General features: G+C 59.0%; 20 protein-coding genes. 9 read left to right on the top strand and 11 right to left on the bottom strand.

Annotated elements, in window-relative coordinates; genetic code table 11:
• Positions 1–30: 30 nt before the first annotated feature.
• Positions 31–888 carry an acyl-CoA thioesterase II gene (gene tesB / locus ACP86_RS07285; RefSeq protein ID WP_053113187.1) on the top strand — a complete coding sequence of 286 codons (858 nt, stop codon included), beginning with the start codon at positions 31–33 and terminating at the stop codon, positions 886–888.
• A gap of 4 nt (positions 889–892) precedes the next feature.
• Here the strand turns inward: tesB and ACP86_RS07280 are convergent, their stop codons facing one another.
• The 3 genes from ACP86_RS07280 to ACP86_RS07270 form a co-directional block, all read right to left on the bottom strand.
• The gene (locus ACP86_RS07280) at positions 893–3,472 is read right to left on the bottom strand and encodes an EAL domain-containing protein (RefSeq protein WP_053113186.1); all 2,580 of its coding nucleotides are present in this window, start codon (positions 3,470–3,472) and stop codon (positions 893–895) included.
• Between the two features lie 81 nt (positions 3,473–3,553).
• Entirely contained in the window at positions 3,554–4,000 is a 447-nt protein-coding gene (locus tag ACP86_RS07275) for a flavodoxin (RefSeq protein WP_008173520.1), read from the bottom strand.
• A 79-nt stretch (positions 4,001–4,079) separates the two neighbouring features.
• A complete protein-coding gene (locus tag ACP86_RS07270; RefSeq protein ID WP_053113185.1) occupies positions 4,080–5,183 on the bottom strand; it encodes a GGDEF domain-containing protein in 1,104 nt (367 codons plus the stop codon).
• 209 nt (positions 5,184–5,392) lie between these two features.
• Between ACP86_RS07270 and ACP86_RS07265 the strand changes: the two genes are divergently transcribed.
• Positions 5,393–6,952, top strand: a complete 1,560-nt coding sequence (locus tag ACP86_RS07265; protein WP_053113184.1) for an inorganic phosphate transporter — start codon at positions 5,393–5,395, stop codon at positions 6,950–6,952.
• A gap of 89 nt (positions 6,953–7,041) precedes the next feature.
• On the top strand, positions 7,042–7,308 hold the full coding sequence (locus tag ACP86_RS07260; protein WP_008173512.1) for a hypothetical protein: 267 nt from the start codon (positions 7,042–7,044) through the stop codon (positions 7,306–7,308).
• 187 nt (positions 7,309–7,495) lie between these two features.
• On the opposite strand, the gene panP is transcribed toward ACP86_RS07260, so the two are convergent.
• The 4 genes from panP to ACP86_RS07240 form a co-directional block, all read right to left on the bottom strand.
• Positions 7,496–9,172, bottom strand: a complete 1,677-nt coding sequence (gene panP, locus ACP86_RS07255; RefSeq protein ID WP_008173510.1) for a pyridoxal-dependent aspartate 1-decarboxylase PanP — start codon at positions 9,170–9,172, stop codon at positions 7,496–7,498.
• A 187-nt stretch (positions 9,173–9,359) separates the two neighbouring features.
• Positions 9,360–9,704, bottom strand: coding sequence for a DUF503 domain-containing protein (locus ACP86_RS07250; protein WP_053113183.1), 345 nt, complete (start codon positions 9,702–9,704; stop codon positions 9,360–9,362).
• 161 nt (positions 9,705–9,865) lie between these two features.
• Entirely contained in the window at positions 9,866–11,566 is a 1,701-nt protein-coding gene (locus ACP86_RS07245; RefSeq protein WP_008173507.1) for an isovaleryl-CoA dehydrogenase, read from the bottom strand.
• A 2-nt stretch (positions 11,567–11,568) separates the two neighbouring features.
• On the bottom strand, positions 11,569–12,201 hold the full coding sequence (locus ACP86_RS07240; protein WP_008173505.1) for a TetR/AcrR family transcriptional regulator: 633 nt from the start codon (positions 12,199–12,201) through the stop codon (positions 11,569–11,571).
• Positions 12,202–12,473: 272 nt separating this feature from the next.
• Between ACP86_RS07240 and ACP86_RS07235 the strand changes: the two genes are divergently transcribed.
• The 5 genes from ACP86_RS07235 to ACP86_RS07215 all read left to right on the top strand — a co-directional run bounded on the left by ACP86_RS07235 (position 12,474) and on the right by ACP86_RS07215 (position 18,539).
• On the top strand, positions 12,474–12,695 hold the full coding sequence (locus tag ACP86_RS07235) for a hypothetical protein (RefSeq protein ID WP_008173503.1): 222 nt from the start codon (positions 12,474–12,476) through the stop codon (positions 12,693–12,695).
• Positions 12,696–12,921: 226 nt separating this feature from the next.
• Positions 12,922–13,875, top strand: a complete 954-nt coding sequence (locus tag ACP86_RS07230; protein ID WP_227507833.1) for a lipase secretion chaperone — start codon at positions 12,922–12,924, stop codon at positions 13,873–13,875.
• A 141-nt stretch (positions 13,876–14,016) separates the two neighbouring features.
• Positions 14,017–15,036 carry a porphobilinogen synthase gene (gene hemB / locus ACP86_RS07225; protein WP_053113182.1) on the top strand — a complete coding sequence of 340 codons (1,020 nt, stop codon included), beginning with the start codon at positions 14,017–14,019 and terminating at the stop codon, positions 15,034–15,036.
• Between the two features lie 49 nt (positions 15,037–15,085).
• Positions 15,086–17,227, top strand: coding sequence for a polyphosphate kinase 1 (gene ppk1 / locus ACP86_RS07220; RefSeq protein WP_053113181.1), 2,142 nt, complete (start codon positions 15,086–15,088; stop codon positions 17,225–17,227).
• Positions 17,228–17,249: 22 nt separating this feature from the next.
• Positions 17,250–18,539, top strand: coding sequence for a DUF945 family protein (locus tag ACP86_RS07215; protein ID WP_008173497.1), 1,290 nt, complete (start codon positions 17,250–17,252; stop codon positions 18,537–18,539).
• A gap of 61 nt (positions 18,540–18,600) precedes the next feature.
• On the opposite strand, the gene coaD is transcribed toward ACP86_RS07215, so the two are convergent.
• The 4 genes from coaD to ACP86_RS07195 all read right to left on the bottom strand — a co-directional run bounded on the left by coaD (position 18,601) and on the right by ACP86_RS07195 (position 23,304).
• Positions 18,601–19,077 carry a pantetheine-phosphate adenylyltransferase gene (gene coaD, locus ACP86_RS07210; RefSeq protein ID WP_008173494.1) on the bottom strand — a complete coding sequence of 159 codons (477 nt, stop codon included), beginning with the start codon at positions 19,075–19,077 and terminating at the stop codon, positions 18,601–18,603.
• Between the two features lie 343 nt (positions 19,078–19,420).
• Positions 19,421–21,022, bottom strand: a complete 1,602-nt coding sequence (locus ACP86_RS07205) for a GMC family oxidoreductase (RefSeq protein ID WP_008173492.1) — start codon at positions 21,020–21,022, stop codon at positions 19,421–19,423.
• A gap of 28 nt (positions 21,023–21,050) precedes the next feature.
• Positions 21,051–21,689 (bottom strand): hypothetical protein, encoded by a 639-nt coding sequence (locus ACP86_RS07200; protein ID WP_008173490.1) that lies wholly within the window; start codon positions 21,687–21,689, stop codon positions 21,051–21,053.
• A 169-nt stretch (positions 21,690–21,858) separates the two neighbouring features.
• Positions 21,859–23,304: a coniferyl aldehyde dehydrogenase gene (locus ACP86_RS07195; RefSeq protein WP_053113180.1), complete on the bottom strand. Its 1,446-nt coding sequence runs from the start codon at positions 23,302–23,304 to the stop codon at positions 21,859–21,861.
• A 192-nt stretch (positions 23,305–23,496) separates the two neighbouring features.
• Between ACP86_RS07195 and ACP86_RS07190 the strand changes: the two genes are divergently transcribed.
• On the top strand, positions 23,497–24,177 hold the full coding sequence (locus tag ACP86_RS07190) for a TetR/AcrR family transcriptional regulator (protein WP_053113179.1): 681 nt from the start codon (positions 23,497–23,499) through the stop codon (positions 24,175–24,177).
• Positions 24,178–24,249 lie beyond the last annotated feature (72 nt).

The raw sequence follows: 24,249 nt of genomic DNA, 5'->3' as shown, positions 1-24,249 counted from the left end.
TCGTGTGCTAACGAAATCACAGGAGCAGGCATGCTTGAGGTAACCAAGAAACTGGTGGAGTTGCTGGATCTCTCGCCCATCGGTGACGACCATTTCCAGGGGGACAGCGAGGATCTGGGCTTTCCAAACGTGTTTGGCGGGCAGGTTCTTGGTCAGGCGCTGATGGCGGCCAGCCGAACTGTTGAAGGTCGCCTTTGCCACTCCCTTCATGCCTACTTTTTGCGCCCCGGCAATCAGGACATGCCCATCGACTACGAGGTCCAGCGGGTCCGTGATGGTGGCAGTTTCTCGGTACGTCGGGTGATTGCCCGCCAGGACGGCAAGGAAATCCTGACCGGTTCCATGTCGTTCCAGGTAGCCGAGGAAGGATTCGAGCATCAGCTGACCATGCCGGATGCGCCGGACCCGGAAACACTTCGCTCGGAACAGGAGTGGGGCGAACTGCTCGCACCCCAGGTACCCGAGAAGATGCGCCCGATTCTGACCCGGGACCGCCCGATCGAGATCCGCCCGGTGAACCCGGTCAATCCCCTGAAGCCGGAGAAGCGGCCGCCCCACAAGCAGAGCTGGTTCCGGGCCCAGGGGCATCTGCCAGACGATCCCGTACTTCACCGTTGCCTGCTCACTTACGCATCGGATTTCCAGTTCCTCGGGACTTCCCTGAACCCGCACGGCCTGACATTCATGAGCAAGGGGCTGCAGGTGGCCAGCCTTGATCACTCGATCTGGTTCCACCGGGATTTCCGCATGGACGAATGGCTGTTGTACGACAAGGATAGCCCCAGCGCTTCGGCCGGACGGGGATTCAATCGGGGTAATTTCTTCAATCAGGACGGTGTGCTGGTGGCATCCACTACCCAGGAAGCACTGATTCGTCAGAGGTCCTAGCCGGCTAGCCCAGCTTACGCTGGTCCGGCTGCTGGTGATTCTTATCCAGCCAATCCATCATTTCGTCGAAGGGCAGTGGCGGTGTCAGCAGGTAACCCTGGATCATGTCGCAGCCCATGTCCCTGAGCAGATTGGCGGTTACCTCATCCTCCACACCCTCGGCCACCACCTGATAGCCCAGGCTGTGGCACATATCAATGGTGGTCTGCACAATCACCCGGTCTTCCGCCTCGGTGGTCAGCTCGGTGACCAGTGACCGATCGATTTTGACCTCGCTCGCAGGTAGCTGCTTGATGTATGACAGTGAAGAGTAGCCGGACCCAAAGTCATCGATCGAAACCGGAATGCCGGTGGCGCTGAGTGAGTTCAGCGCTCGCAGGGAGTTGCCCGGGTCCTGCATCATGGACGTTTCCGTTACCTCGAAAATAATCGAGCCCTGATGGCTGTGATAGCTGTTCATCAGACGCTGAACAAAGATGGGAAAGTCCGGTTCCCGCAGGTTGTTGGGCGAAATATTGATGGATATGTTCAGGGGCCAGCCGCGCTCCAGTAAGTGTGAGCGCAATTCCAGTGATTGCTCAATGACCCACCGGGTCAGAGGTTTAATTAGACCGGTCTGTTCCGCCAGACTGACAATCTCATCGGCGCGGATGGGGGTTGCCCGGCCGGGCCACCGGATCAGAACCTCAATTCCGACGATTCGACCCGTTTTCAGGCTCTGCTTGGGTTGCATGAACAGAGCGAGCTCGTTGGTATTGAGCGCATGCCGTAGCTCCGACACCAGGGTCAATCGGTCGGCGCTGTAGGAGTCCTTTTTGGATTTGTAATAGGCTATGCCACGTTCCCGCGCAGAGTCGGATCCTTCAGCGATCACTGCCCGACGTATCAGGGTATTGGCATCGGTGCCGTGCTCGGGAAAAATTGCCACTCCCAGGGCGGGGTCCAGAGGTATCTGCATGCCCAGATAGTCGATCGGGTAGCGTATGCCCTCCAGCGCCTTCAGAATGGCTCTGGGAACGTGGCCGGTTGCATCGGCGTCGACAACAAAGGCGAATGTCTGTGGGTCCAGTGACGCCAGGTAGAAATTGCGCTGATCACTCTGCTCAATCGGCAAGGCGCCCGGGAGCTCCCTCGCCACGGCATTGTAGTGCTTGGATGCCAGCGCCAGAATGCGGTCGCTGTTGCGATGCCCCAGCGTCTTCGTGACCGACTGCAGGTTATTCAGGTGGATGACGGCGACGCCATAGCGTCGCTCGGGGCTGCGCAGCATCAGGTCGTTCAGCATCATTTCCAGGCTGCTCCGATTGGGGAGGCCGGTAAGGGGATTATGCAGCGCATGATCCATCAGTTTCAGCTCTGCTGACCGTCGTGCTGCCAGAGCATTCAGTTCGGCTTCCCGGGCGTCAACCTTGTCCTGGCGTTCCTGATAAATTCGCGCCGCGAGGGCCAGCGTGAGCAGAATGGCCTCCAGTGCCGACCCAATCTGCATACCGTAGGTGGTCACAAAATTGTTTGGCAGCAGGCCGTACTTGTTGGCCGCGGTTATTGCGCTGCCCAGTGTCAGTGCCGCCCAGGCCACCGTGTAATAACCGGCTTGCGGGTTCCCCTTCCACCATTGCACGGGCCCCAGAACAGTGAGCAAAAGGCAGCTGGGTATTGCCAGGGCCACGGTCAGTCGGCTGCCCGTGCTGTAGTCCAGAAAGAATGTCATCAGACCAACCACTGCATTCAGTGAGATCATGAACAGTACGAGCCGGTTCAGAACAGGCCCGGTGTGTTCAAGTTTCAGGAATGAGCGGGAGAACACCAGGGTGAAGAAAAGAGAGAAAGGCACAGCCAGCAACATGATCTGATTCTGTAGGGCAGGGCTGTCAGGCCAGAGAAACTGATAAGTTGAGCCATTCAGGCTTCCGATAAGTAATAGATAGCCGAGTGTCGAGAGCACGTAGAGCAGGTATACCGGCTCTCGTAGCGCGGCAAAAATAAACAGGTTGAAGAAAATCACCGTGATCAGGATGCCGTAGTAAAGCGCGTGCATCTGGTCTTCGGTGGAAGAATGCTCGAAGAACGCCTGGGCGTTCCAGAGACGAACCGGAATCTGCATGGCCCCCTCGGTGCGCACCTCCAGCAGAATCTGGTACTCGCTGGCTATGCTTTGCTCGAAGGGGAACAGGAAATGGCGGTGCAGTATCGGGCGCTGTTCAAACGGAACGTGGTCTCCGGTCTCCACCCGCCGTGCGATTCGGCCGTTCTCAATCAGGTGGAAGGTCACTTTATCCAATTGCGAGTAGCGAACTTCAAGAAGGTTGATGGTCGCCGGCTGCGATACCGGAAACCGAAGCCAGACGGTATCGCGGATATAGCCAAAATTCGGACTTTTTTCCTCGAGAGTTTGCCAGCTGTCGGAGGCCAGGGCTTCACTGACCGTCAGCTTGTTGTCGGGGGCAACGCGCAGGTACTCGATTTGCGGAACATAGGAATCCTCGGCCCCGAAGGATGGGGCGGACAGGCCGGATAACAGCAAAAGTGTTATCAGTAAACGAAGCCAGAGGGTGGATGCCACGTCGTACCGCTTAATTGTCATTGTCTCTGGGAGTATGGCGTGTCGTCTTTGGCGGCTCAAGTCGCTGGCAGAGCCTGATTGGCAAATTTTTGTAGCCGTGTCTCAGATCTGCTCCAGCCACCCCCGGACCCAGGGCAGCGCTTCGGCCTCCGGTTCCATGGTTTCCAGGGCATCAATCCGAAGCGTGTCACCAACCTTACGGGCAGCGGTTTCGTAAAGCGCTTCCTCCATGAGGTCGCCAGCGCCACAGAAAGTATCTCCGTAGGAGCTGTCACCCAGGACGATGATGCCAAACGGCCGGCCGGGTTGTTGTGGCAACTGGTCCCTCAGGTCCAGGTAGAAGGGCAGCAGATTGGCCGGAAGCTCGCCCTGTCCGGTTGTCGATGTGCATACCAGTAGCGCATCGTTGTTCGACGTGATGTCATCCAGTGCCGGATTTTCCAACACGGTCACGTGGTGACCTTCCCCCTCAAGCTCTTTCTTGAGCGTTCTGGCCGTCAGGAGCGCGCCGCCATAGACGCTGCCCACCAGGATTCTGATTGATGTCATAGGTTATCTGCTCGCTGCCTTGGCACTGTTCATACGGTCGTTCGGTGGCGCACGATCATAGCGGGAGTGCTTTCTCGCCTCAAGGCGAGTGGGTGGGGGAAGGTTCGCTTTCCTGGCTTCGAACCCGCGGTGCTATCCGGTTGCGCCCGGATTCCTTGGCATTGTAGAGGTTCAGGTCGGCCTGTTTGAGAAGATCGTCAAGTGACCGGGCCTTGGCGATGGAGCAGACACCGGCGCTGATGGTTACCGGTAATGCCTGATCTCTGAACCGGAACGGGTGCCTGGCAACTTGCGACCGCAGTCTTTCAGCCAGGCTCAGGGCCTGGAGCAGTGAAGTGTCAGGCAATAACACCAGAAATTCTTCACCGCCCCATCGGGCCGCGACATCCGCCTGCCGAATCACGGTTCGCATCAATGCAGCGAACTCCCGCAGGACATCGTCGCCCGCGTCGTGTCCGAACTGGTCGTTGATCTGTTTGAAAAGGTCGAGATCGATCAGGGCAATGGAGAAGTGGTGGCCGGAGCGCTGGTAGCGGGAAAACTCCATGGTCAGGCGGTTCTGCATTTCACGGCGGTTGGCCAGCCCGGTGAGCTCGTCGGTGCGGGCGGCGTGCTCATGGGTTTCGGCCAGCGCCAGAAGTTCATTACGTGCTTTCAGTCGGCTGGCTTCGAGGACGAAACAGAAAATCGATTCGAAGGTCAGGGCCGCAAAAAAGCGGATCTTGAAATCCATGCTGTATTCCGCCGAGACCAGCGGTAGCCCGGGAAACTGGAACACCACTACCGCGACCAGGTAGCAGAACAGCAACACCGCCGTGCCGGTTTTCAGGTCAGTCAGGTAAAAAAGCAGAGGCGGGAAGACGTAAAACCAGAGTGGCCCGGTGTTGCTCTCGCCGCCGGACGCAATCAGGTAGGTGAAAAGCAGGCCGACAATAACGATCATCCCGGCTTTCTGGCGTGCCCGGTTGCCGGTGCTGGCAAAGTGCAGCATGTTCACGGCAATCAGACCGATGAAGGACCAGAGCACCCAGGCATGGGTCTCGTGTCCGGCGAACCAGGCCTTGGTACCGATGCCAACCAGAAAAGCGATAGCGGTTGCCGAGAGCCAGGTGAGCAGACGCGAGACCTGGCCGTCTTCCCGTTCGCCGGCAGCGAGCTGTCCGGAGGAAGTTGAATGAGGCATGGGAACCTTTTTTTTGCTGTTTTTGTGATTTTGGCGCTTATGTCCGGGATTATGAGTCAATTTAGTGCGTTTTTGCACTCGAGTCTGTGATGTGTTTAGTCTGTGTGAATTGTGACCGTTTTATTTCATTTTCATGTCAAAAAAATTATAGTTGCCGCGCGAAAGTGTTCGCCCCCAATCCTCACAGACTAAACGAGACCTGATCTGTTATGGCCCGTTCGAGCGGATTCCTGGATACCCTTCTCACCAGCCCTACCACGGAACGATACAGGGTCGGCATCAGCCTGCTTTTCTTACTTGGCGTGTGGCTGACTGTCGGATCATTCAGCCAGGGAATGCCCAACAGTATGTTGCTGATGGCCGCCGCGGTGATTGGCGGGTACATGGCGATCAACATTGGCGCCAATGACGTTGCCAACAACGTGGGGCCAGCGGTGGGTTCTGGTGCCCTGTCCCTGGGTGCCGCTGTGCTCATCGCAGCCGTTTTCGAGGCCGGTGGCGCGATCATCGCCGGCGGAGATGTGGTCTCCACCATCAAGGGTGGCATCATTGATCCCTCCAATCTGGAAGAGAGCAGGGCGTTCGTGTGGCTGATGACCGCCGCCCTCCTGGCTGGCGCCCTCTGGCTGAATCTGGCCACCTGGATGGGCGCGCCTGTGTCTACAACCCATTCCATTGTTGGCGGCGTTCTGGGTGCCGGTATCGCCGCCGGTGGCTGGGGTATTGCTGATTGGGCGGTGATGGGCAAGATTGCCGCCAGCTGGGTGATTTCGCCGGTGCTGGGCGGTGCTCTGGCAGCCCTGTTCCTGTTTGCGATCAAGAAGACTGTGCTCTATCGAAGAGAGGTCATTCCGGCCGCGAGGACCTTTGTTCCCTGGCTGGTGGCGATCATGGCCTGGGCCTTTGGCACCTACCTGATGATCAAGGGCGTCAAGAAGATCGTCAAAGTCGATTTTCTCGAGGCGACGCTGATCGGGCTTGCCGCGGCCGCCGTGGTGTTCTTCGTTATGCGCACCCTGGTGGGCCGCATGGCATCGACCATGGAGAACAGCTCGGCAGGCGTGAATACCCTGTTTACCTGGCCGTTGATCTTTGCCGCGGCACTGCTGAGTTTCGCCCACGGCGCCAACGACGTGGCGAACGCCATTGGTCCGCTCGCTGCCATTAACGATGCCCTCTCGGCTGATTCGGTGGTTATGTCAGCGAATATTCCCCTGTGGGTCATGATGGTGGGTGCCCTGGGTCTGGCCGTTGGCCTGATGCTGTTCGGCCCACGCCTGATTAAGACCGTCGGCAGCGAAATCACCGAACTGGATAAGACCAGGGCGTTCTGCATCGCGCTTTCGGCAGCGCTCACGGTGATCCTTGCGTCTCAGCTTGGCCTGCCTGTTAGCTCCACCCATATCGCGATTGGTGGCGTGTTCGGCGTTGGCTTCCTTCGGGAGTACCTGAAGTCCAACTACGCAACCCAGCTGCACAAGATCATGGAGCACCATGATCCTGCCGAGCAGGAGCGTCTGAAGCCGTTCCTGGATGATTTCCGCAATGCGTCGGTTGAGGAGATGGAGAACCTGCTCAAGCGGGCCAAGAAGAAAAAGCAGGTCCCTCTGTCCAAGTCCGAGCGTAAACGCCTGAAGAAGATCTACCGGGAAGAGCTGGTGAAGCGTTCGCATCTGGTGCGCATTGCCGCAGCCTGGATCATCACCGTACCGGCATCGGCCATTATGGCAGCGATTCTGTTCTTCACCCTGCGAGGCTTGTTGATCTGACCGGGCTGGTTGTATAAACCGAGTTTGGTCATACTATCTGTAAAAAGGGGTGTTTCACCCCTCAAGCCTATTTGTCCGTGGAGTGAAGTATGAGTTCATCCGTTGAAGGCCGTCAGGCGAAGATGATTAATGAGCTGAGGACCTTCATCAAGAAGGTTTTGAGCGACCCGACCATTGCCGTCAAGTCCATGGAGATTGCTCGCAAGCACCGGGGTCAGCCGAATGCCGAGGAGCTGATTGCGCAGGAAATCAGTGCCAGCACCAATATCCGGATTCCCGAGAACTGGAGTGAGGCGGATAAGATGTTCCTGGATATCATCCATGATGTTCTGGATGATGAAGAGGCCCTGTACTAAGGCCTTGTCTGCAGGCTTGGGAGAAGCGAGCCGGGCGGGGGATGGTTCAAAAACACGCTGTGAATACGTCCCTGTACGCTTGGCTCCGCCATCCCTGGCTCCGCACAGTTTTTGAACCATCCCCCGCCCGGCTCAACTGAGCCATGGTTGTTGCCTAAAATCGCCATGGCTAAGTCTTCTGGACTCTTCAGGCCTGTCTCGCGTTCGGCGTCGCCTGCTTCAATACCGCATCCGCCATCTGGTGCAGGATGCTGATCTCATCCTCTATGCCCTCATCCCGTGATAACTCTCTCTGTTCCGAAAGGATGTCGGCCAGGATTTCTTTGGTCGTCAGAGGGTTGGCCAGTACCACCCGGAACACGATGCACGGGAAGTTGTAGTAACGGGCCGGCTCCAGTCGGGTACGTGACACGAACGCCTTGCCCCGTTCCCGCTGGGTTTTCTGGATGAACTTGGTAATCCGGTTCAGACAGGTGTTGAGCTTTTCCGCCTGCAGCGGGTCGGCGCAGGCCAGGGCTTCCTGGACGTTTTCCGGGCAGTAGCGGTAGGTCAGGATGTTCAGTTCCGGTCTCGTGACCAGTTCGAAATCCGGTTCTGCTTCGATCATTTCCGCGAAGGTCTTGGCCTTGTCGATACCCTGGTCGATCAGGATCTCGTAGCCTTCCCGGGCCAGGATTTTCAGGCCGGAGTGGATCAGCATGGACATGCCGGGCCGTGAGCCCTCGAGGGTGGTGCTGCCCAGGTCCCGGGAGCCTTTACGGATGATGTACTGGGCGTGGTGTTCCACGGCGCTGGCGAGGCTCGGGTCGCGGAAGACTACCAGGCCCACGCCCATGGGGACGTAGAGCTGTTTGTGGGCGTCGAAAGTGACGGAATCTGCCTTCTCGATACCGCGCAGCAGGTGTTTGTAGGTGCGGGAGAACAGCGTGGGCCCGCCCCAGGCGGCGTCCACGTGGAAGTGGGCGCCGAATTCGCGGGCGATGTCGGCCATGGCGTCCAGAGGGTCGACGTTGCCGGTTTCGGTGGTGCCGGCCACGCCGCAGATGGCCATGACTTTGATTTTCTGGCGCTGCAGTTCCAGGCACTTGTCCCGCAGGGCATCGGTGTTGATGCGGTTTTCGTCGTCGGTATCCACGGGAATCAGGGATTCCCGGCCCAGGCCGAGTACGTCGGCGGCTTTGCGCAGGGAATAATGGCCGCGGCGCGAGACGACGATGGCGGCGCCTTCGTAGCCGTAGTATTTCAGAGCCCGGAACAGGCCTTCCTGGTGCAGTCCGCGGAAGCTACCCTCGGCCGGGAAGGCCCGGTTGCGGGCGACCCACAGGGCGGTGAGGTTGGCGACTGTGCCACCAGAGCACATGGCACCCAGGGCGTAACGGGGGTCGTGCATCCACTTGCGGTAGAAGGCGCCGTCTTCCTGGTATACCAGCCGGTGAATCATGCCCAGCACCTGGCGCTCCATGGGTGTAAACGCCTTGGAGGTTTCGGTTTTGACCAGGTTCTGGTTCAGGGCAATCATGATTTTCGACAGCGGCAGCATGAAATACGGCAGCGCTGAGGTCATGTGCCCGATAAAGGCTGGTGAGGCGGTGTGAACGGAGTTGGCCACCAGTTTGTCGAGCAGGAACTGGGCCTGTTCAGACACAAAGACCGGCTTCTCGGGAATGCTGTAGTCGGAGAAGTCTTTCTCCACATCCGAGAGGTCCCGTTCTACCGCAACGATGTGCTCCTGCAGAAAGCCTGCAAGATTGCGGGAGATGTTCTGGTCAATCCGGCTCAGCGTCGATTCCGGCGCCTCGGGCACCGTGAATACGCGATACATGGCCTCTACCGAGGCCTGGGCGGATTTTTTCTTTCCGGTCATAGGCGCCACTCACAATCAGTGGTCATCCGAAGGGCCGGTTCCGGATGCCCTGCGGATACGGCCGGCATTGCTGTCCGGCATTAATGTCTGGTCGCCTGCCGCTGGCAGGCGCACTGGCATCCCTGAGGGGGCGTAGTATACGGCCTGGCGACAGGTTACGCCACACGCGGCCCTCGGGGTTATACGGTCAGAGTATTTCCCGGTGTATATCCAGTATGGCAGCATCCACGCGTTCTTCGATGGCTTTTTCGATCTGGTCCAGACGCTGGGTAATCTGCTGTGAGGAGGTGCCCAGGGCCGCGATGGTCCAGGTGGCGCAGTCGAGAGCCTCCTGGTCGGCGGTTTCGGCGACGGCGAGGTCGGGTTCTTTGCCCCAGACGGCCTTCAGGGCGGTGAAGACTTTGCGTTTGGCTTTGAGGTCGTCGCAGCCGTAGAGCTGGAAGTGCAGGGTCAGTACGCCCACGTGGGGCGTTATAACCGGCTGTTGGGGCTTTTGGCCTTCCCGCAGGAGTTTTCTCAGGGCTTCTGACATCTTTGATTCCGTGCTGGAGTCGATGAGAAATCCCCTCCCAAAAAACGCTCCTTGCGGCACATCCCTGTGGCGCTTGGGCTCCGCCATCCATGGCTCCGCACATTTTTGGGAGGGGATTCCCCATCGACTCTCAGAGTTCTCAGTGGGCTTCCAATAGCAACTTAGCCTACTACAGGCGTTGCCCGTTTGATAATGGCTGCCGGATCGGTGCCCGAGGGCAGGTTGCCGTAGTTCATGCCGCCACTGGACTCGAGTCTCGAGGCGCAGAAGGCGTCGGCGACGGCGGCATCCGAGTGGCGGAGCAGCAGGGAGCCCTGCAGGGCCAGGGCCATGCGATCGACCAGGTTTCGGGCGCGGTACTGGAAATCGCTGATGTCGGCGAAGTCGTGTTGCAGCTGCGCCAGGAACTGGTCGAAGCGGCGATCGGCGCCTTTGGCTTCAGCGGCTTCCTTGAAGAAGGCGTCGAGGGTTTCAGGCTCTTTTTGCAGGGCGCGCAGGGTGTCCAGGCACTGAACGTTGCCACTGCCTTCCCAGATGGCGTTGACGGGAGATTCCCGGAACAGCCGGGGCATGATGCAGTCTTCCATCACGCCGCTGCCGCCGATGCATTCCATGGCCTCATAGGCATGGTTCGGGGTGCGTTTGCAGATCCAGTATTTGCCGACCGGTGTGGCCAGGCGGGCCAGCAGTCGTTCGTGTTCTTTGTCCTGGTTGTCCAGGGCGCGGGCGATGCGCATGGTATAGGCCAGTGCCGCTTCGCTTTCCAGGGCCAGGTCGGCCAGAACATTCTGCATCAGAGGCTGATCGATCAGGCGGGCACCGAAGGCGCTGCGGTGACGGCAGTGGTGACTGGCCTGGGCGATGGCCTGACGCATGCCGGCGGAGCTGCCGATCATGCAGTCGAAGCGGGTCATGGCCACCATTTCAATGATGGTGGGCACGCCGCGGCCTTCCTCGCCAACCATCCATGCAAGGGCGCCGCGCAGTTCGGCTTCGCTGGAGGCGTTGGCAACGTTGCCCATTTTGTTCTTGAGGCGCTGGACCTGCCAGGGGTTCTTGGTGCCGTCCGGGCGCCAGCGGGGCATCAGGAAGCACGACAGTCCTGACTGTGTCTGAGCCAGTACCAGGAAAGCGTCGCACATGGGAGCAGAGACAAACCATTTGTGACCCACCAGCTCATAGGCCTGGCCCGGGCCTCCCGCGCCGATCGGGTAGGCCCTGGTGCTGTTGGCGCGAACGTCGCTGCCACCCTGTTTCTCGGTCATGGCCATGCCAATGGTCACGGAACTTTTCTGGCTGTCCGGCAGGTTGCGGGGATCGTAGCTGTCGGCCAGGATCCTGGCTTCCCAGTCGGCCGCCAGTTCCGGCTGCTTGCGAATTGACGGGATGGCGGCAAAGGTCATGGTTACAGGGCAGCAGTGGGCGGCCTCCACCTGGGAGTGCATGTAGTACTTGGCTGCGCGGGCAACATGCGCGCCCTGGCCTGGATGGCTCCAGGGGCTGCTGTGGAGACCATTGTCGAAGGCAATCCGCATCAGCTCATGATAGGCCGGATGGAAGTCCACTTCGTCGATGCGGTGGCCGAAACGGTCATGGGTGTTGAAGACCGGTTTGTTGGCGTTGGCGCGAAACCCCAGGTCAATGGTCTGCGCGGCCCCGGCCAGGGCTCCGAATGCCTTGAGGTCCTCGGCAGCTTTACCGGCGCCCTCCCGGAGGGCAGCTTCCTGCAGGGCAATGTCCTGTTCGAACAGGTTATAGTTCTCCAGGGCCGGTGGCTGGTTGAAGACCTCGTGGGTGCTGGCCAGGTAGCGATCTTCCTGGTCGTTTGATGGCGTCTCTGGCCCGGGCTGCCGCGCGTTCATAGCTACCTCCTGGTGCCGGTCAACCCCTGCATACAAAAGCAGATGATGGAATTGACCAGCGGGTCATTGTTGTCTTCTGTTGTGCTGGTGGCCTGGCTGGTCTGTGTCGGTGACAGGGGGCCAACCAGGCTTTCCGCTATGGCGCCCACCAGGCAGGTGCTGCTTTGGCGAGCGTCCTGATCCGGGATGCATCCTTCTTCAATGCCTTCGCGGATCGCTTTTTCGAACAGGTTGGCGTACGCCTTGCGGTATGCCAGTCGTTCTTCTTCCACTTTCGGGTCCACCGGCTCGGCGATCAGTGACCAGGCCATTTGCGGGCCTTTCAGTGCCCGCTCGGCAAATTGTCTGAGTGCCCGCTCAAGCCGCTCGGCGGCGTTGCCATCGGAGGCCAGAGCTTCGGCGACCTTGTCGACCTCCCGCTGGGTTGCCAGCCGGAAAATCTCGGCGAACAGGTCCTCTCTGGACTCGAAGTGCCGGTAGATAGTTCCTGTGGCAACGCCGGCCAGCCCGGCGATCCGGGTAACCCGCGCGCTTCGAAAACCGCCTTCGGCCACGCACTGATAAGTGCAGTCCACAATCCGTTTGCGCGCCTCCGCCTTGCGCTGGCGCATTTTTTCCGTTTCTCGATAGGCCATTCGGGCTCCCTATAAGCAGTGAATCACTATTCATTCTTTCTGTCAATTTTTTGATCTACAGACGAATATAAAATTTTCGCATGTAATTCAATTGTTTGTTGTGATTTACAAAAATTTACAAAAAAGTCGTTGCCAATAAATAGCGTGGTCACGAAAAGCAGATTATAAAGACGCCAAGACGAAGCCGCAGGCGGTCTTTCGTCGATACGGAGTGAGGTTCCCTGCGGGGTCGCAGCACTCGACCATCTGTTTTCGTTGATGGAGAAAAGATCATGAGTGAATTCGACGAAAGCAACCTGGAGCAGTCCGGAAGCTGGACCAGCGACAGTGACGACAACCATTCCATCGCCGGCCGTGCCCGCGTTCGCGCACAGTTGCAGGCAGACATCGAAGCGTTCCTGAGCCAGGGCGGAAGGATCCAGGAAGTAGATACCTCCTTCCGTTCTGATACACCTCGCAAGGTGGAAGTGGGTTTTAACAACCGCTCCCTCTGAACGTTCAGACGGCAGTCCGGGGCGCTTCGCCCCGGCTCCGTTTTTGATCCCTGTCTCGGTATGACCTGTCAGCGTCGTTTATCCTCGTTCATTATCATTTTGCGCCGTTAGCCCGGGCAAATCGCCAGTCACCCGTAATCTGGACTCCTGTGTGGTAATGAAGCGCCGAATCCATCTTTTCCTTGTTTTGCTACTGATCATAGCAGCTGTTGTCAGCTTCTGGCTGATGACGACAGATCCGGCTGCCGAGGGTGAGCCGGTCGTATCGGCGCCTGTTGATGAGTCTCTGAAATCACTGAACAAGGGGGCGGCCTCTTCTGCGCCCTCCGACCTGGTAAACAACGCTTCCACGGTCCGTGTTCCCGAGCAGTTGCCAGCCTCGCTGGCCGGCACCTCGGTCCCGGATGGTTGGGCCCGAACGGACAGGTTCGGCAATCTTGTCCCGACCCCGCATCTGCGACAGCTGTTCGAGTATTTCCTGTCAGCCCTGGGAGAGGAATCGCTGCAAGCGTTGGTGGCGCGCATTGAAGCGGCGCTGTCGGGCCTGGAAGAGCCAGCGAGATCCCAGGCCCTGGTAACCCTTGGAAACTACCTGGAATACAAACTTGCGGTTTCTGAGCTGGAACAAAGCTATGGTGAGGTGTCCGGGCTTGGCGCGGGTGAGATGCAGCGAAGGATGGCAGAGATCCAGGCACTGCGGCGGACCTGGCTTGATGCCGATACCGCCGCCGCTTTCTTTGCTGACGATGAGGCAGTCGACCGCTTCCAGATCGAAAAACTCAGGATCGCAAGCAATGACAGCCTGACCGATGAGCAGAAAGCAGAAGCTCTTCGCCAGGCCGAGTCTGCCTTGCCGGAGCCGCTCCGCAAGGCCAGGGAGGAGACCCGACGGTTTGCAGACTATGAACAGGTGCGCCGGGAGCTGGCGGATGATCCCCGGGCGCTCGAGGCCTGGCGTCAGGAGGCCTTTGGGGAAGCCGCGGCGGACAGGCTGGCCCGCCTTGAGGAGGAACAAAAGAACTGGGACCGCCGCTGGCAAGTCTATTCACAGGAGCGGGACCGGCTATTGTCCCCCGGGCTTGCCGAGCCGGAACGTCAACAGGCGCTGGAGCGTCTGAGGGCCAGCCACTTCAATGAAACCGAACAGGTTCGAGCCGAGGCGCTGGATTCGATACGGTAATTAACCTGTCATTTAATCGCCCTATCCTGCCAGGGGAGTCTGCAACCAGCGGCGCCGGCCGTGTATGATGGCGCAAAGGGCGCCCGGCGGATGCCGAGACGGTCCATCAGACTTTTTGTTCAGCCATCCAGGAGGTTGTCAGTGCCGATTCCGACTCCCCGTACTTTTCCTGCCACCCGCTTACGCCGTAACCGGGCCAGCGATTTCTCGCGTCGCCTGGTTCGGGAAAACCAGCTCACGCCGGACAACCTGATCTATCCGGTATTCGTGCTGGAGGGTGAGGGCCAGCGGGAACAGGTGCCCTCAATGCCGGGAGTGGAGCGCCTGAGCATTGATCTGCTGGTTGAACAGGCTGCGGAGCTGGGCGAATTGGGTATCCCGGCAATTGCCCTGTTTCCGGTAGTTCCGGCCGAGAAGAAAAATCTCTCCGGCTCCGGAGCCTGGGATTCCGATGGTCTGGCGCAGAGAGCGGTTCGCGCCCTCAAGTCGGCCCACCCGGAACTCGGAGTGATTACAGACGTGGCGCTGGACCCGTTCACCACCCATGGCCAGGACGGCATCATCGATAACGACGGTTATGTCCTCAATGACGTGACGGTCGAGGCACTGGTCAACCAGGCGCTCTCCCATGCCGATGCGGGCGCCGATGTGGTCGCACCGTCTGACATGATGGATGGCCGTATTGGTGCCATTCGCGAAGCCCTGGAAAACGGCGGCCATGTGAACACACGGATCCTGGCCTATTCTGCCAAGTACGCATCAAGCTATTACGGGCCTTTCCGTGATGCGGTAGGCTCGGCCGCCAATCTCGGCAAGGGTAACAAGGCGACCTACCAGATGGATCCGGCCAACGGTGACGAGGCATTGCATGAGGTCTCGATGGACCTGGCCGAAGGCGCAGACATGGTGATGATCAAGCCCGGTATGCCGTATCTCGATATCGTGCACCGGGTGAAGACGGAATTGCGGGTACCAACATTTGTTTACCAGGTCAGTGGCGAATACGCCATGCATATGGCCGCAGCCCAGAACGGCTGGCTCGACGGGGATGCGGTGATGATGGAAAGCCTGATGGCCATGCGCAGAGCCGGGGCCGACGGAATCCTGACCTACTTTGCCGTGCGCGCGGCCCGACTGATGCGGGACCGTCAGCGCGGATAAGGCCAAAATCATTCGCCAGCAGTGGCGAACACACTGGAATCGAGGAATCATGACAACGGAAACGGCGAAGAATCAGACGGCAGGGGATGACCGGAGTGTGCCTGCGCCGGTGGATGTGCCCCCGGTTGGTGAGGAGATCAACCTGGATGCCAATGAAAATTACTTCAACCGGGAACTGAGCCAGCTCCAGTTTAATTACCGCGTGCTCAAGCAGGCCCTGGATACGACGCACCCGTTGATCAATCGTCTGATTTTCTGCTGCATTTTCAGCAGCAACATGGACGAGTTCTTCGAGATCCGTGTGGCCGGTCTAAGGCAGCAGATGAAATACGGCCGTGAGACCGTTGGTGCCGATGGCATGATGCCGGACCAGGCCCTGGCGGAGATCAGCCGTGTTGCTCACGAGTACATTCGCGAGCAGTACGACATACTGAACAATGTGCTGATTCCCGAGATGGAAGAGCAGAACATTCACTTTGTCCGGCGCCGGGAGTGGACGCCGGAGCAGGCGGAGTGGGTGCGCACTTATTTCGAGGAGGAGATCCTGCCGGTGGTCAGCCCCATCGGGTTGGATCCTTCGCACCCGTTCCCGCGTCTGGTCAACAAAAGCCTGAACTTCATTGTTGAGCTGGACGGCAAGGACGCCTTCGGGCGGGAAACCGGCATGGCGATTGTGCCGGCTCCGCGTTCGCTGCCCCGCCTGGTCCGTCTGCCTGATGATGTCTGCAATGGTGGCGAAAACCTGGTGTTCCTGTCGTCCATGATCCACGCCCACGCCGACGAGCTCTTCCCCGGCATGGAGGTGAAAGGCTGCTATCAGTTCCGGCTGACCCGTAACGCCGACCTTGAGCTTGAAGACGATCTGGAAGACCTGGCCTCGGCCCTGCGTGGTGAGCTGCTCAGTCGCCGGTTTGGCGACGGCGTGCGCCTTGAGGTTGCCGACAACTGCCCGGAAGAGCTGGTTCAGTTCCTGCTGAAGGAATTCGGTCTGACCGAGCGCGATCTTTACCAGGTCCATGGCCCGGTGAACCTGACCCGATTGATGGCGGTCGGAGGGCTGGTGGACCGTCCGGACCTCACCTATTCCGGTTTTTCGCCGTCGATTCCCAAGCTGATACGCAGCAAGGAATCGATGTTCGATGCCATTCGCAAGCGCCCGATTCTATTGTTGCACCCTTACGAAAATTTCAGCCCGGTCGTTGATCTGTTGCGCCAGGCCGCCAAGGATCCTCAGGTTCTGGCGATTCGCCAGACCCTATATCGGACGGGGGCAGACTCGGAGATTGTCGAGGCGCTGGCGGATGCGGCCCGCCGCGGCAAGGAGGTTACCGCGGTTATCGAGTTACGGGCGCGATTCAGTGAGGCCGAGAACCTCGAGCTGGCCAGTCGGCTGCAGGAAGCGGGCGTGATCGTGGTATACGGCGTGGTTGGTTACAAAACCCACGCCAAGATGATTCTGATTGTGAGGCGTGAGGAGGGACGGCTGCGCCGCTATGTGCACCTGGGCACCGGTAACTACCATGCCGGTAACGCCCGTCTGTATACCGACTACAGCTTCATGACCTGCGATGAGTCCATCAGCGACGACGTCAACAAGCTGTTCCAGCAGCTTACCGGCATGGGTAAGGCCCTGAAGATCAAGAAGCTGTTTCATTCGCCCTTCACCCTCCATCCCCGGCTACTGAGCCTGATTGATCGGGAAGCGGGCTTTGGGGACAAGGGCCGGATCATCTTCAAGTTCAATGCATTGACGGAAATCCAGCTGATCAAGGCGCTTTACCGGGCTTCACAGGCCGGTGTGAAAATCGATCTGATCATCCGCGGCATCTGTTGTCTGCGTCCGGAAGTGCCGGGCCTCTCGGAGAATATTCGGGTGAGGTCGATCATTGGCCGCTTCCTGGAGCACACCCGTGTCTACTACTTTGGCAACAATGGCCGCCCGGATGTGTACTGTTCGAGTGCCGATGGTATGGAACGGAACCTGCTCAGCCGGGTGGAAACCGCTTTCCCCCTGGACGATCCTGATCTTGCCGCCCGGGTCAGAGAAGATCTGGATACCTACCTGGCCGACAATTGCCAGTCCTGGGTACTGCAACCGGACGGCAGTTATATTCAGAACCAGCCCGCAGAAGGTGAAGAGCGCCTTGCCTCACAATTGGTGTTGCTTGAACGGCTGACCGGAAAAACCTGATTCCCGAACTGGAGAAAGTTGTTTGAACACCAAATGGATGATTGCCGGCGCTGGTGTGCTGGCTGTAGCGGGCGGCCTGCCCTGGGTCGTGGGATACGTAACTGAGCAGCAGTGGCACCAGGCAACAGCGGAGGTGAACGATGCACAACCCTTCCTTCGCATGGAAACGGATAACTATGAGAGAGGTATTCTCGGGGCCCGTTTCAGAGGTTCGGTGAACCTGATCAATCCGGAAACCGGTGAATCCCAGAAGCTTGCCTACCGGGCCAATGTGACCCATGGCGTGACCGGCAGCCTGATGGATTTCCAGCCCGAGGATGGCTGGGCCGCCGGCGATAGCGACTGGTTCTCCGGTGAGGAGCCGAAGCTGACCCTGGAAACCCGTCTCTGGGGTACCGCTGTTCTCGAACTCGAAGCGCCCCAGATGACCCTGACGGACCCGGATACCGGGGAGACCCTGGCCTCAAGTGGCGGCTTGGCAAGAATTGAGGTCAGTGAGGCCGGTTCTCAGGCCGATGCCTTGATGGTCTGGCCGGGAGTAACCCTGTCCGGTCCGGACCTGGATATCCAGGTCAGCGACTTCCGCCTCGAGCAAACCATGAGTCATCTGACCGGTGAGGTCTGGACCGGCTCCGGCGAGATTGCGGTGGAATCGGTTGCTGTGACCCCGGCGGCGGAAGCCCCCTTCATGCTTCAGGGGATTTCGGTTCTTAGCAGCAGCGAGCCGGTCAACGATGGTGAGCGCCTGGATTCACGAATGACGTTCGAGGTCGCTGGCGTTTCAACGGCCGATGAGCGTTATGGTCCCCAGAGACTGGTGTTCGCATTGTCCGGGCTGGATGTGGCGGCCTGGAGCAACCTGACCGAGAGCCTTTCATCCATGCAGGCGCTGGCTATCACTCAGGCCTCTGGCGGTCCCCAGCAGTTTGAGCAGCAGATGGCCGCCATGCAGCAGGTGAATGCCGCCGTTCGGGATTTGGCAGCAGCCGGGTTCTCGGTTGGTTTTCCAGAGCTGACGGTGACCACCCCGGAGGGTGTGATAGAAGGCAGCGCCCGGATCGCCCATCCGGAGCTGACGGCGGATCAGAAAGCAGAAATGCTGATGGTGATGCAGCAGTTGACCGGCAAAATGGATCTCAGTCTGCCCGTCGCGCTCGCGGAGGAATACCCGGAATTCCGGTTACAGCTGGCACCGCTGATAAAGCAGGGGCTGCTGGTAGAGCAGGGTGACAGTCTGGTGCTTGATGCCAGTATGAAAGATCTTGTGCTGGACGTGAACGGTGTGGAAATTCCTTTGCCGCCGTTGCTTTGACGCCGCTGCTTCATTGCCATAAAAAAGCCCCGCTGGTCGGGGCTTTTTTGTTAGTTCAGCTTCAGCTGAACTTCTTTTTCAGGGCAGCCTCTACCGCCGGATCAACAAACTCCGAGACATCGCCACCCAGGGATGCGATTTCCCGGATCAGGGTGGAGGAGATGTAGGACAGGTGATTGGCCGGTGTCAGGAAAACGCTTTCCACTTCCGGAGCCAGACGGCGGTTCATGTCGGCCAGCTGGAATTCGTATTCGAAATCCGATACCGCCCGGAGTCCACGGAGGATCACGGTGGCACCCTGTTCACGGACGAAATCGGCGAGCAGGTTGCTGAATCCGGTGACGCTGACATTGGGGAGATGCGCGGTCGCCTGGCGGACCAGTTCGCAGCGTTCTTCTAGATCGAGAAGTGGCTGTTTCTTGGGGTTGTAGGCGATGGCGACGACGATTTCATCAAACATTCGGCCGGCCCGTTCGATCAGGTCGGTGTGGCCGTTGGTGATGGGATCGAAGGTGCCCGGGTAGATGACTTTGGACATGCGCAGCTCCTTTCTTTGCGAGGCCCAAGGATAGCAGCATTTTCGGAGACTCTGTAGGCGTCCGGGGCTTCAGGTCGTGCATGTCGGCTATGTGGTGGGGCCGACTGGAAGGGCTTGTCCGGGAAACGCTACAAGCACCCCTTCGGGGTCCGGCCAGCAATCACAGATTGCTGTCGTTCGCCTGCGCATGAAGCTTCGCTTCATAATCGCTTGTCTCACCCATGTGCGCTTTAGCGAAGCCATCCATGGCTTCTCACATTCCCGGACAAGCCCTTCCAGCCAGCCCTTTCATCCCCGTGCGAGCCTCCCCGAAGGAAACTGGGGCTGTTATCTGCGCGCAATGCTAGCTGGCTGCTCGCGAGAGTCTTTGAGCCAACCTTGTACTGTTCCGTGCCGCCAGGGCGTAAACCGACAGCTGCGGATTTGCCCCGATGCTGGTGGGGAAGATCGAGGCATCGTGGATGCTGAGGTTGCTGACCTGGTGGTGTTCACCAAAGCCGTTGACGACCGAGTTTTGCGGATTGCTTCCCATGGCGCAGCCGCCCATCTGGTGGGCGGTGAACAGGCGGACGCGGTGGGGTGCCATGGGGAGCTGGTCGATGGCGGCTTTGGCGTCGGTCCAGTTGGTGTACCAGTCGGAATCCAGGTGCATCAGGCGGACTTTTTCGGCACCGGCGGCGAACTGGATTTCGGCCATGGTGTGGAAGGCTTCGCGGATGCCCTTCCAGAGGTAGTCGCTGACGGGGTAGTCCAGTACCGGACTGCCGTCGTCGCGGAGGGAGACTGTGCCGCCGGGGCTTTCGGGGTGGAAGCCGTCCCGGAGCAGGGCGATGACGGACTGCATGTGGGGCAGGCCGGCCATGTTGTTGATCTGGGTTTCGCCGTGGCCGGGTATGACGCCGCTGGACATGCCCGGGTGCAGCGGTGGCACCTCGAGTTTGTAACCAACCGGGCCGTCGACGCCGTTTCGGAAGTTGAATTCGTCCGAGTAGATGGACTGGGGCGCGCCATAGAACGGATCGACGCGCTGAGGCATCTGGGCGACGGTGGCGTTGACCGGATGGATGAACGAACGCTTGCCGATCCGCTGGTGCGGGTCCGGGATGTCGGAGCGGAGCAGCAGGCCGGGGCTGCCGATGGCGCTGGCGGCGACCACGAAGTGTCGGGCTTTGAGCGTGACCTTGATCCCGGTCGGGGTGACGCCATCATCCGCAAAGGCAGAGGCTTCCAGGTGGTCGATCTTGTCCTCGTTCATTACCAGGCGGTCGGCGCGCAGGCTGTGGAACAGCCGGGCGTTGTTATCGAGCGCCCCCGGAATGGTGGTCATCAGGGCGCCCTGTTTGGCGTTGGTCGGGCAGCCGACGCCGCAATAGCCCAGGTTCCAGCAGCCTTTCACATTGCGGGGAATGATCTGCCAGCTGTAACCCAGTTTTTCGCAGCCCTGGCGCAAGATGTCGTTGTTGACGTTCGGGTCGACCTGCCACGGGGCCATGGAGTGGCGTTCTTCCCGGCCATCGAACCAGGGCGCCATGGCGTCCGGCCGAAGTTCGTCCAGGCCAAACTGCTCGGCCCAGTAATTGAGCGTGGGCGCCGGTGTCCGGAAACTGGAAGTCCAGTTTACCGTGGTGGAACCGCCCACGCAGCGGCCTTGCAAAATGGCGATTGCCCCGTCCCGGGTTACCCGGCTCATGCCTTCCTGGTAAAGGTTGGCATAGGAGGTCTGCTCGTCCATCTTGAAGTCTTTCTGATAGTAAAGCCGGCCCTCCTCCACGAGTATCACGGACAACCCGCTGCGGGCCAGAATCTCGGCGGTGGTGCCGCCACCGGCGCCGGTTCCGATAACAACAACGTCCGCTTCTGCGGTCAGGTTTTGCGTCAGGAGGGCGCTATCGGTGACGTTCCAGCCTGATTCCAGGCCCTGGGCAATACGATCGGTCAATGACATGTTTGTGCTCCGTCAGATCAGCTGGCAATCAGGCGTTTTGGAATTGTGGCAATGCGTCGACCGCGTATTGCGGTGGTCCGGGATAGCCGGACAGGTGCCAGAAATCCCGATAGCCATAAAACGCCACGTTGCTGATCTTGGTCAGCGCAATGTAGCCGTTGTTGAACAGCCCGATACGGCTGGTGCGCCAGCGCTCCAGAAACGCGTCGGCTTCCGCCGTTGTCACATTCGGCCAGCTGGACCAGACCCGGGCAACGGTCACCCGGGTGAGCCCGAAGTTCAGCAGGTCAAACAGTTGCCGCAGTTCCTTCTGGTTAGCTGGTCCGAACTTGTGGATGCCGGCATCAATCCGCTCGATCGTCCCGGCAATTGCCAGGTTTCTGGCCTGTGGCTGCTCTGGCAAACCCGGCCCAATCATGGCGGGCAACAAGGCCTCGAACAGCGCAATGTCATCCTCGTTTAAAAACCGGAACTGGTAGCTGGCGTCCATCCGGGTGCCAACGGCACTCAGCCGGCCCGCCGGCTGAGTGGCGCATCCGCTAAGCCCGGCGGTGACGCTGACGGTGCCCAGAAACACGGCACCGCCAAGTCCGGTTTTTAGAAAGCTTCGGCGGTTGAGATCGGCAAATTGAGGGTGTCCTGACGGATCAGGGATCTGTTTCTGCATGGGTGTGTTCTCGTTATTGTTTTTGGATAGCGGGGAAAATGCTGAATCGTCGCGGGCTGGTAGCCCCTTCCAAAACTGTGCAAAACAGGGATGTTTTGCTCAAGCCTACACGGACGTATTCACGGCGTGTTTTGGAAGGGGCTACCAGCCCGCGACAGACTCCGAGTTCTCAGCGGATAAAGAACTTGTAAACCAATTTGTGCGCAGTTGTCCCATGGGGCGCATAGACAAACTTGCCGCTGTTGAATTTCTGCTTGGTGAAAATGGCCCGGTGATGGGAGAAGGTCAGGAACCCCTCACGGCCGTGATAGTGCCCCATGCCGGAATCACCGATGCCACCGAAAGGCAGATCATCCTGGGCTACGTGCATCAGGGAATCGTTGATGCACATGCCTCCAGAGTGGGTGTTATCCACCACATGCTGCTGCTGGGTCTTGTCGTACCCGAAGAAATACAGCGCCAGAGGCCGCGGACGATCATTGATGTAGTGAATGGCTTCATCCAGGCTGCCGTAACTGACGATCGGCAGAATCGGACCGAAGATCTCATCCTGCATCACCTTCATATCCGGAGTGGTGTTCAGCACCAGCGTCAGGGGCAGTTTTCGGGTGCCGTCCTTCAGATTCTCCCGGGCAGGGTTGATCTCCACCAATTCGGCGCCTTTCTCCCGGGCGTCCTCAAGGTAGCCTTGCAGTCGATCGTACTGCCGCTCATTGATGATGGCAGTGAAGTCGTCATTGTCCCGCAGGCTGGGATACATCTCGGAAAAACGGGCACGGAACTCGTCGACAAACGACTGCACCCGGTCAGCGGGGCAAAGGACGTAATCGGGCGCCACGCAGGTCTGGCCGGCATTGAAAGCCTTGCCAAAGGCGATTCTCTGGGCCGCGTCTTCCATGGGCACATCCGGGGAGACCACGGCCGGGGATTTGCCTCCCAGCTCCAGGGTGACCGGTGTCAGATTTTCCGCTGCGGCCTTCATGACCAGCTTGCCCACCGACGTAGAACCTGTGAACAGCAGATGATCAAACGGACGTGACGAGAAGTCTGCAGCCACGTCGGCCTCGCCATTAATAACCGAGACCAGGTCCTCCGGGAAGCTGGCTTCAATCAGCTCCTTGAACAGGGCCGAGGTGTGTGGCGTGTACTCCGACATCTTGATCATGGTGCGGTTGCCCGCTGCCAGAGATGCGACCAGTGGGCCCACCGCCAGGTACAGAGGGTAGTTCCAGGGCACGATCACGCCAACCACACCCTTGGGCTGGTAGTGGACCTTGTTGCTGGCGGGCTGGAATAGCACGGAGACGTGGCGCCTGGACGGCTTCATCCAGCCGCTGAGGCTCTTCAGGGTGTAGTTGATGCCCTGGATCGACGGCATGACCTCGGCAATCAGGGATTCGTCCTTCGAGCGGCAGCTGAAATCCCGGTCGATGGCATCCAGAAGCCTGTCCTGGTTGTTGAGCAGAACCCGCTTGAGGCGTTTCAGGTTCTCCTGCCGCTCGGCAAGGGAGGGCATCGGATTGTTGCGGAACGCCTTTTTCTGATCCTCAAACACGCGGTGGGTGTGCTGGATCTGTTTCTTGCTCTCGGTGAGCTGGACGACAGTGGCTCCCATGATGCTTTCTCCTCATTGGTGCCGATCAGAGTCCGTCGGCGACCTGTTATTCCAGATATTGAAAGGCTGGCGAAAAAATACTCAATTTGCGTCTGGGGGTATTATTAGAGTATATACTCTAGTGAGTCAAGCGGAGGCGGATGGCGAATCGGGCCATCTGTGAGCGACACAACAACAAACGCCGACGGGTCTATGAAGACAAGAGACAAAATTCTGCTCTCCAGCCTGGAGCTTTTTAACGAACGTGGCGAGCGCAACGTCACGACCAACCATATTGCGGCGCACCTGGCCATCTCGCCGGGCAACCTGTATTACCACTTCCGCAACAAGTCGGACATCATTTACGAGATCTTTCTGGAATACGAAAAACTGGTGGATTTCTACCTGGATATTCCGGAAGACCGGGCGATGACCCTGGACGACATGACCTTCTACCTGGAGTCGGTCTTCGACGGTCTCTGGAGTTATCGGTTCTTCCACCGGGATCTGGAATACCTTCTCGATAGTGATCAGAGGCTGCGTCAGGACTATCGGGATTTCACCAACCGCTGTCTGGCGTCCATCAGTCGTATCTTCGAGAAGCTGGCGGAAGCAGGCATTATTGAACCCCAGGAAGAGGATCTCCGATCGGCCATGTCGCTGAACGTGTGGCTGGTTATAACCAACTGGATGGCTTTCCTGAAGACAGCACATGCGGCCGAGGCATCCGCCTGCCTGACGCTAACGGAGCTGAAGCAGGGCATTTACCAGGTGCTCACTCTGGAAATTCCCTATCTCACCCCGGCGTATCGCGAGCGTGTTATGGCGCTGAGAGAAAAGTACCGGCCGTCGCTTCATGAACTGGGCGACACCGGCACCGGGGTTTATAAGTGAAACCCGAAAATGTGGTCAAAAAACGATCTATTCCGGAACTTTTGTCGAACACTACAGTCATATGGAGTGACG

Source organism: Marinobacter sp. CP1 (assembly GCF_001266795.1).
Taxonomy (GTDB): Bacteria; Pseudomonadota; Gammaproteobacteria; order Pseudomonadales; family Oleiphilaceae; genus Marinobacter; species Marinobacter flavimaris.
The sequence above is the reverse complement of the archived record's forward strand: the minus strand, read 5'-3'. Positions and strand labels throughout refer to the sequence as shown.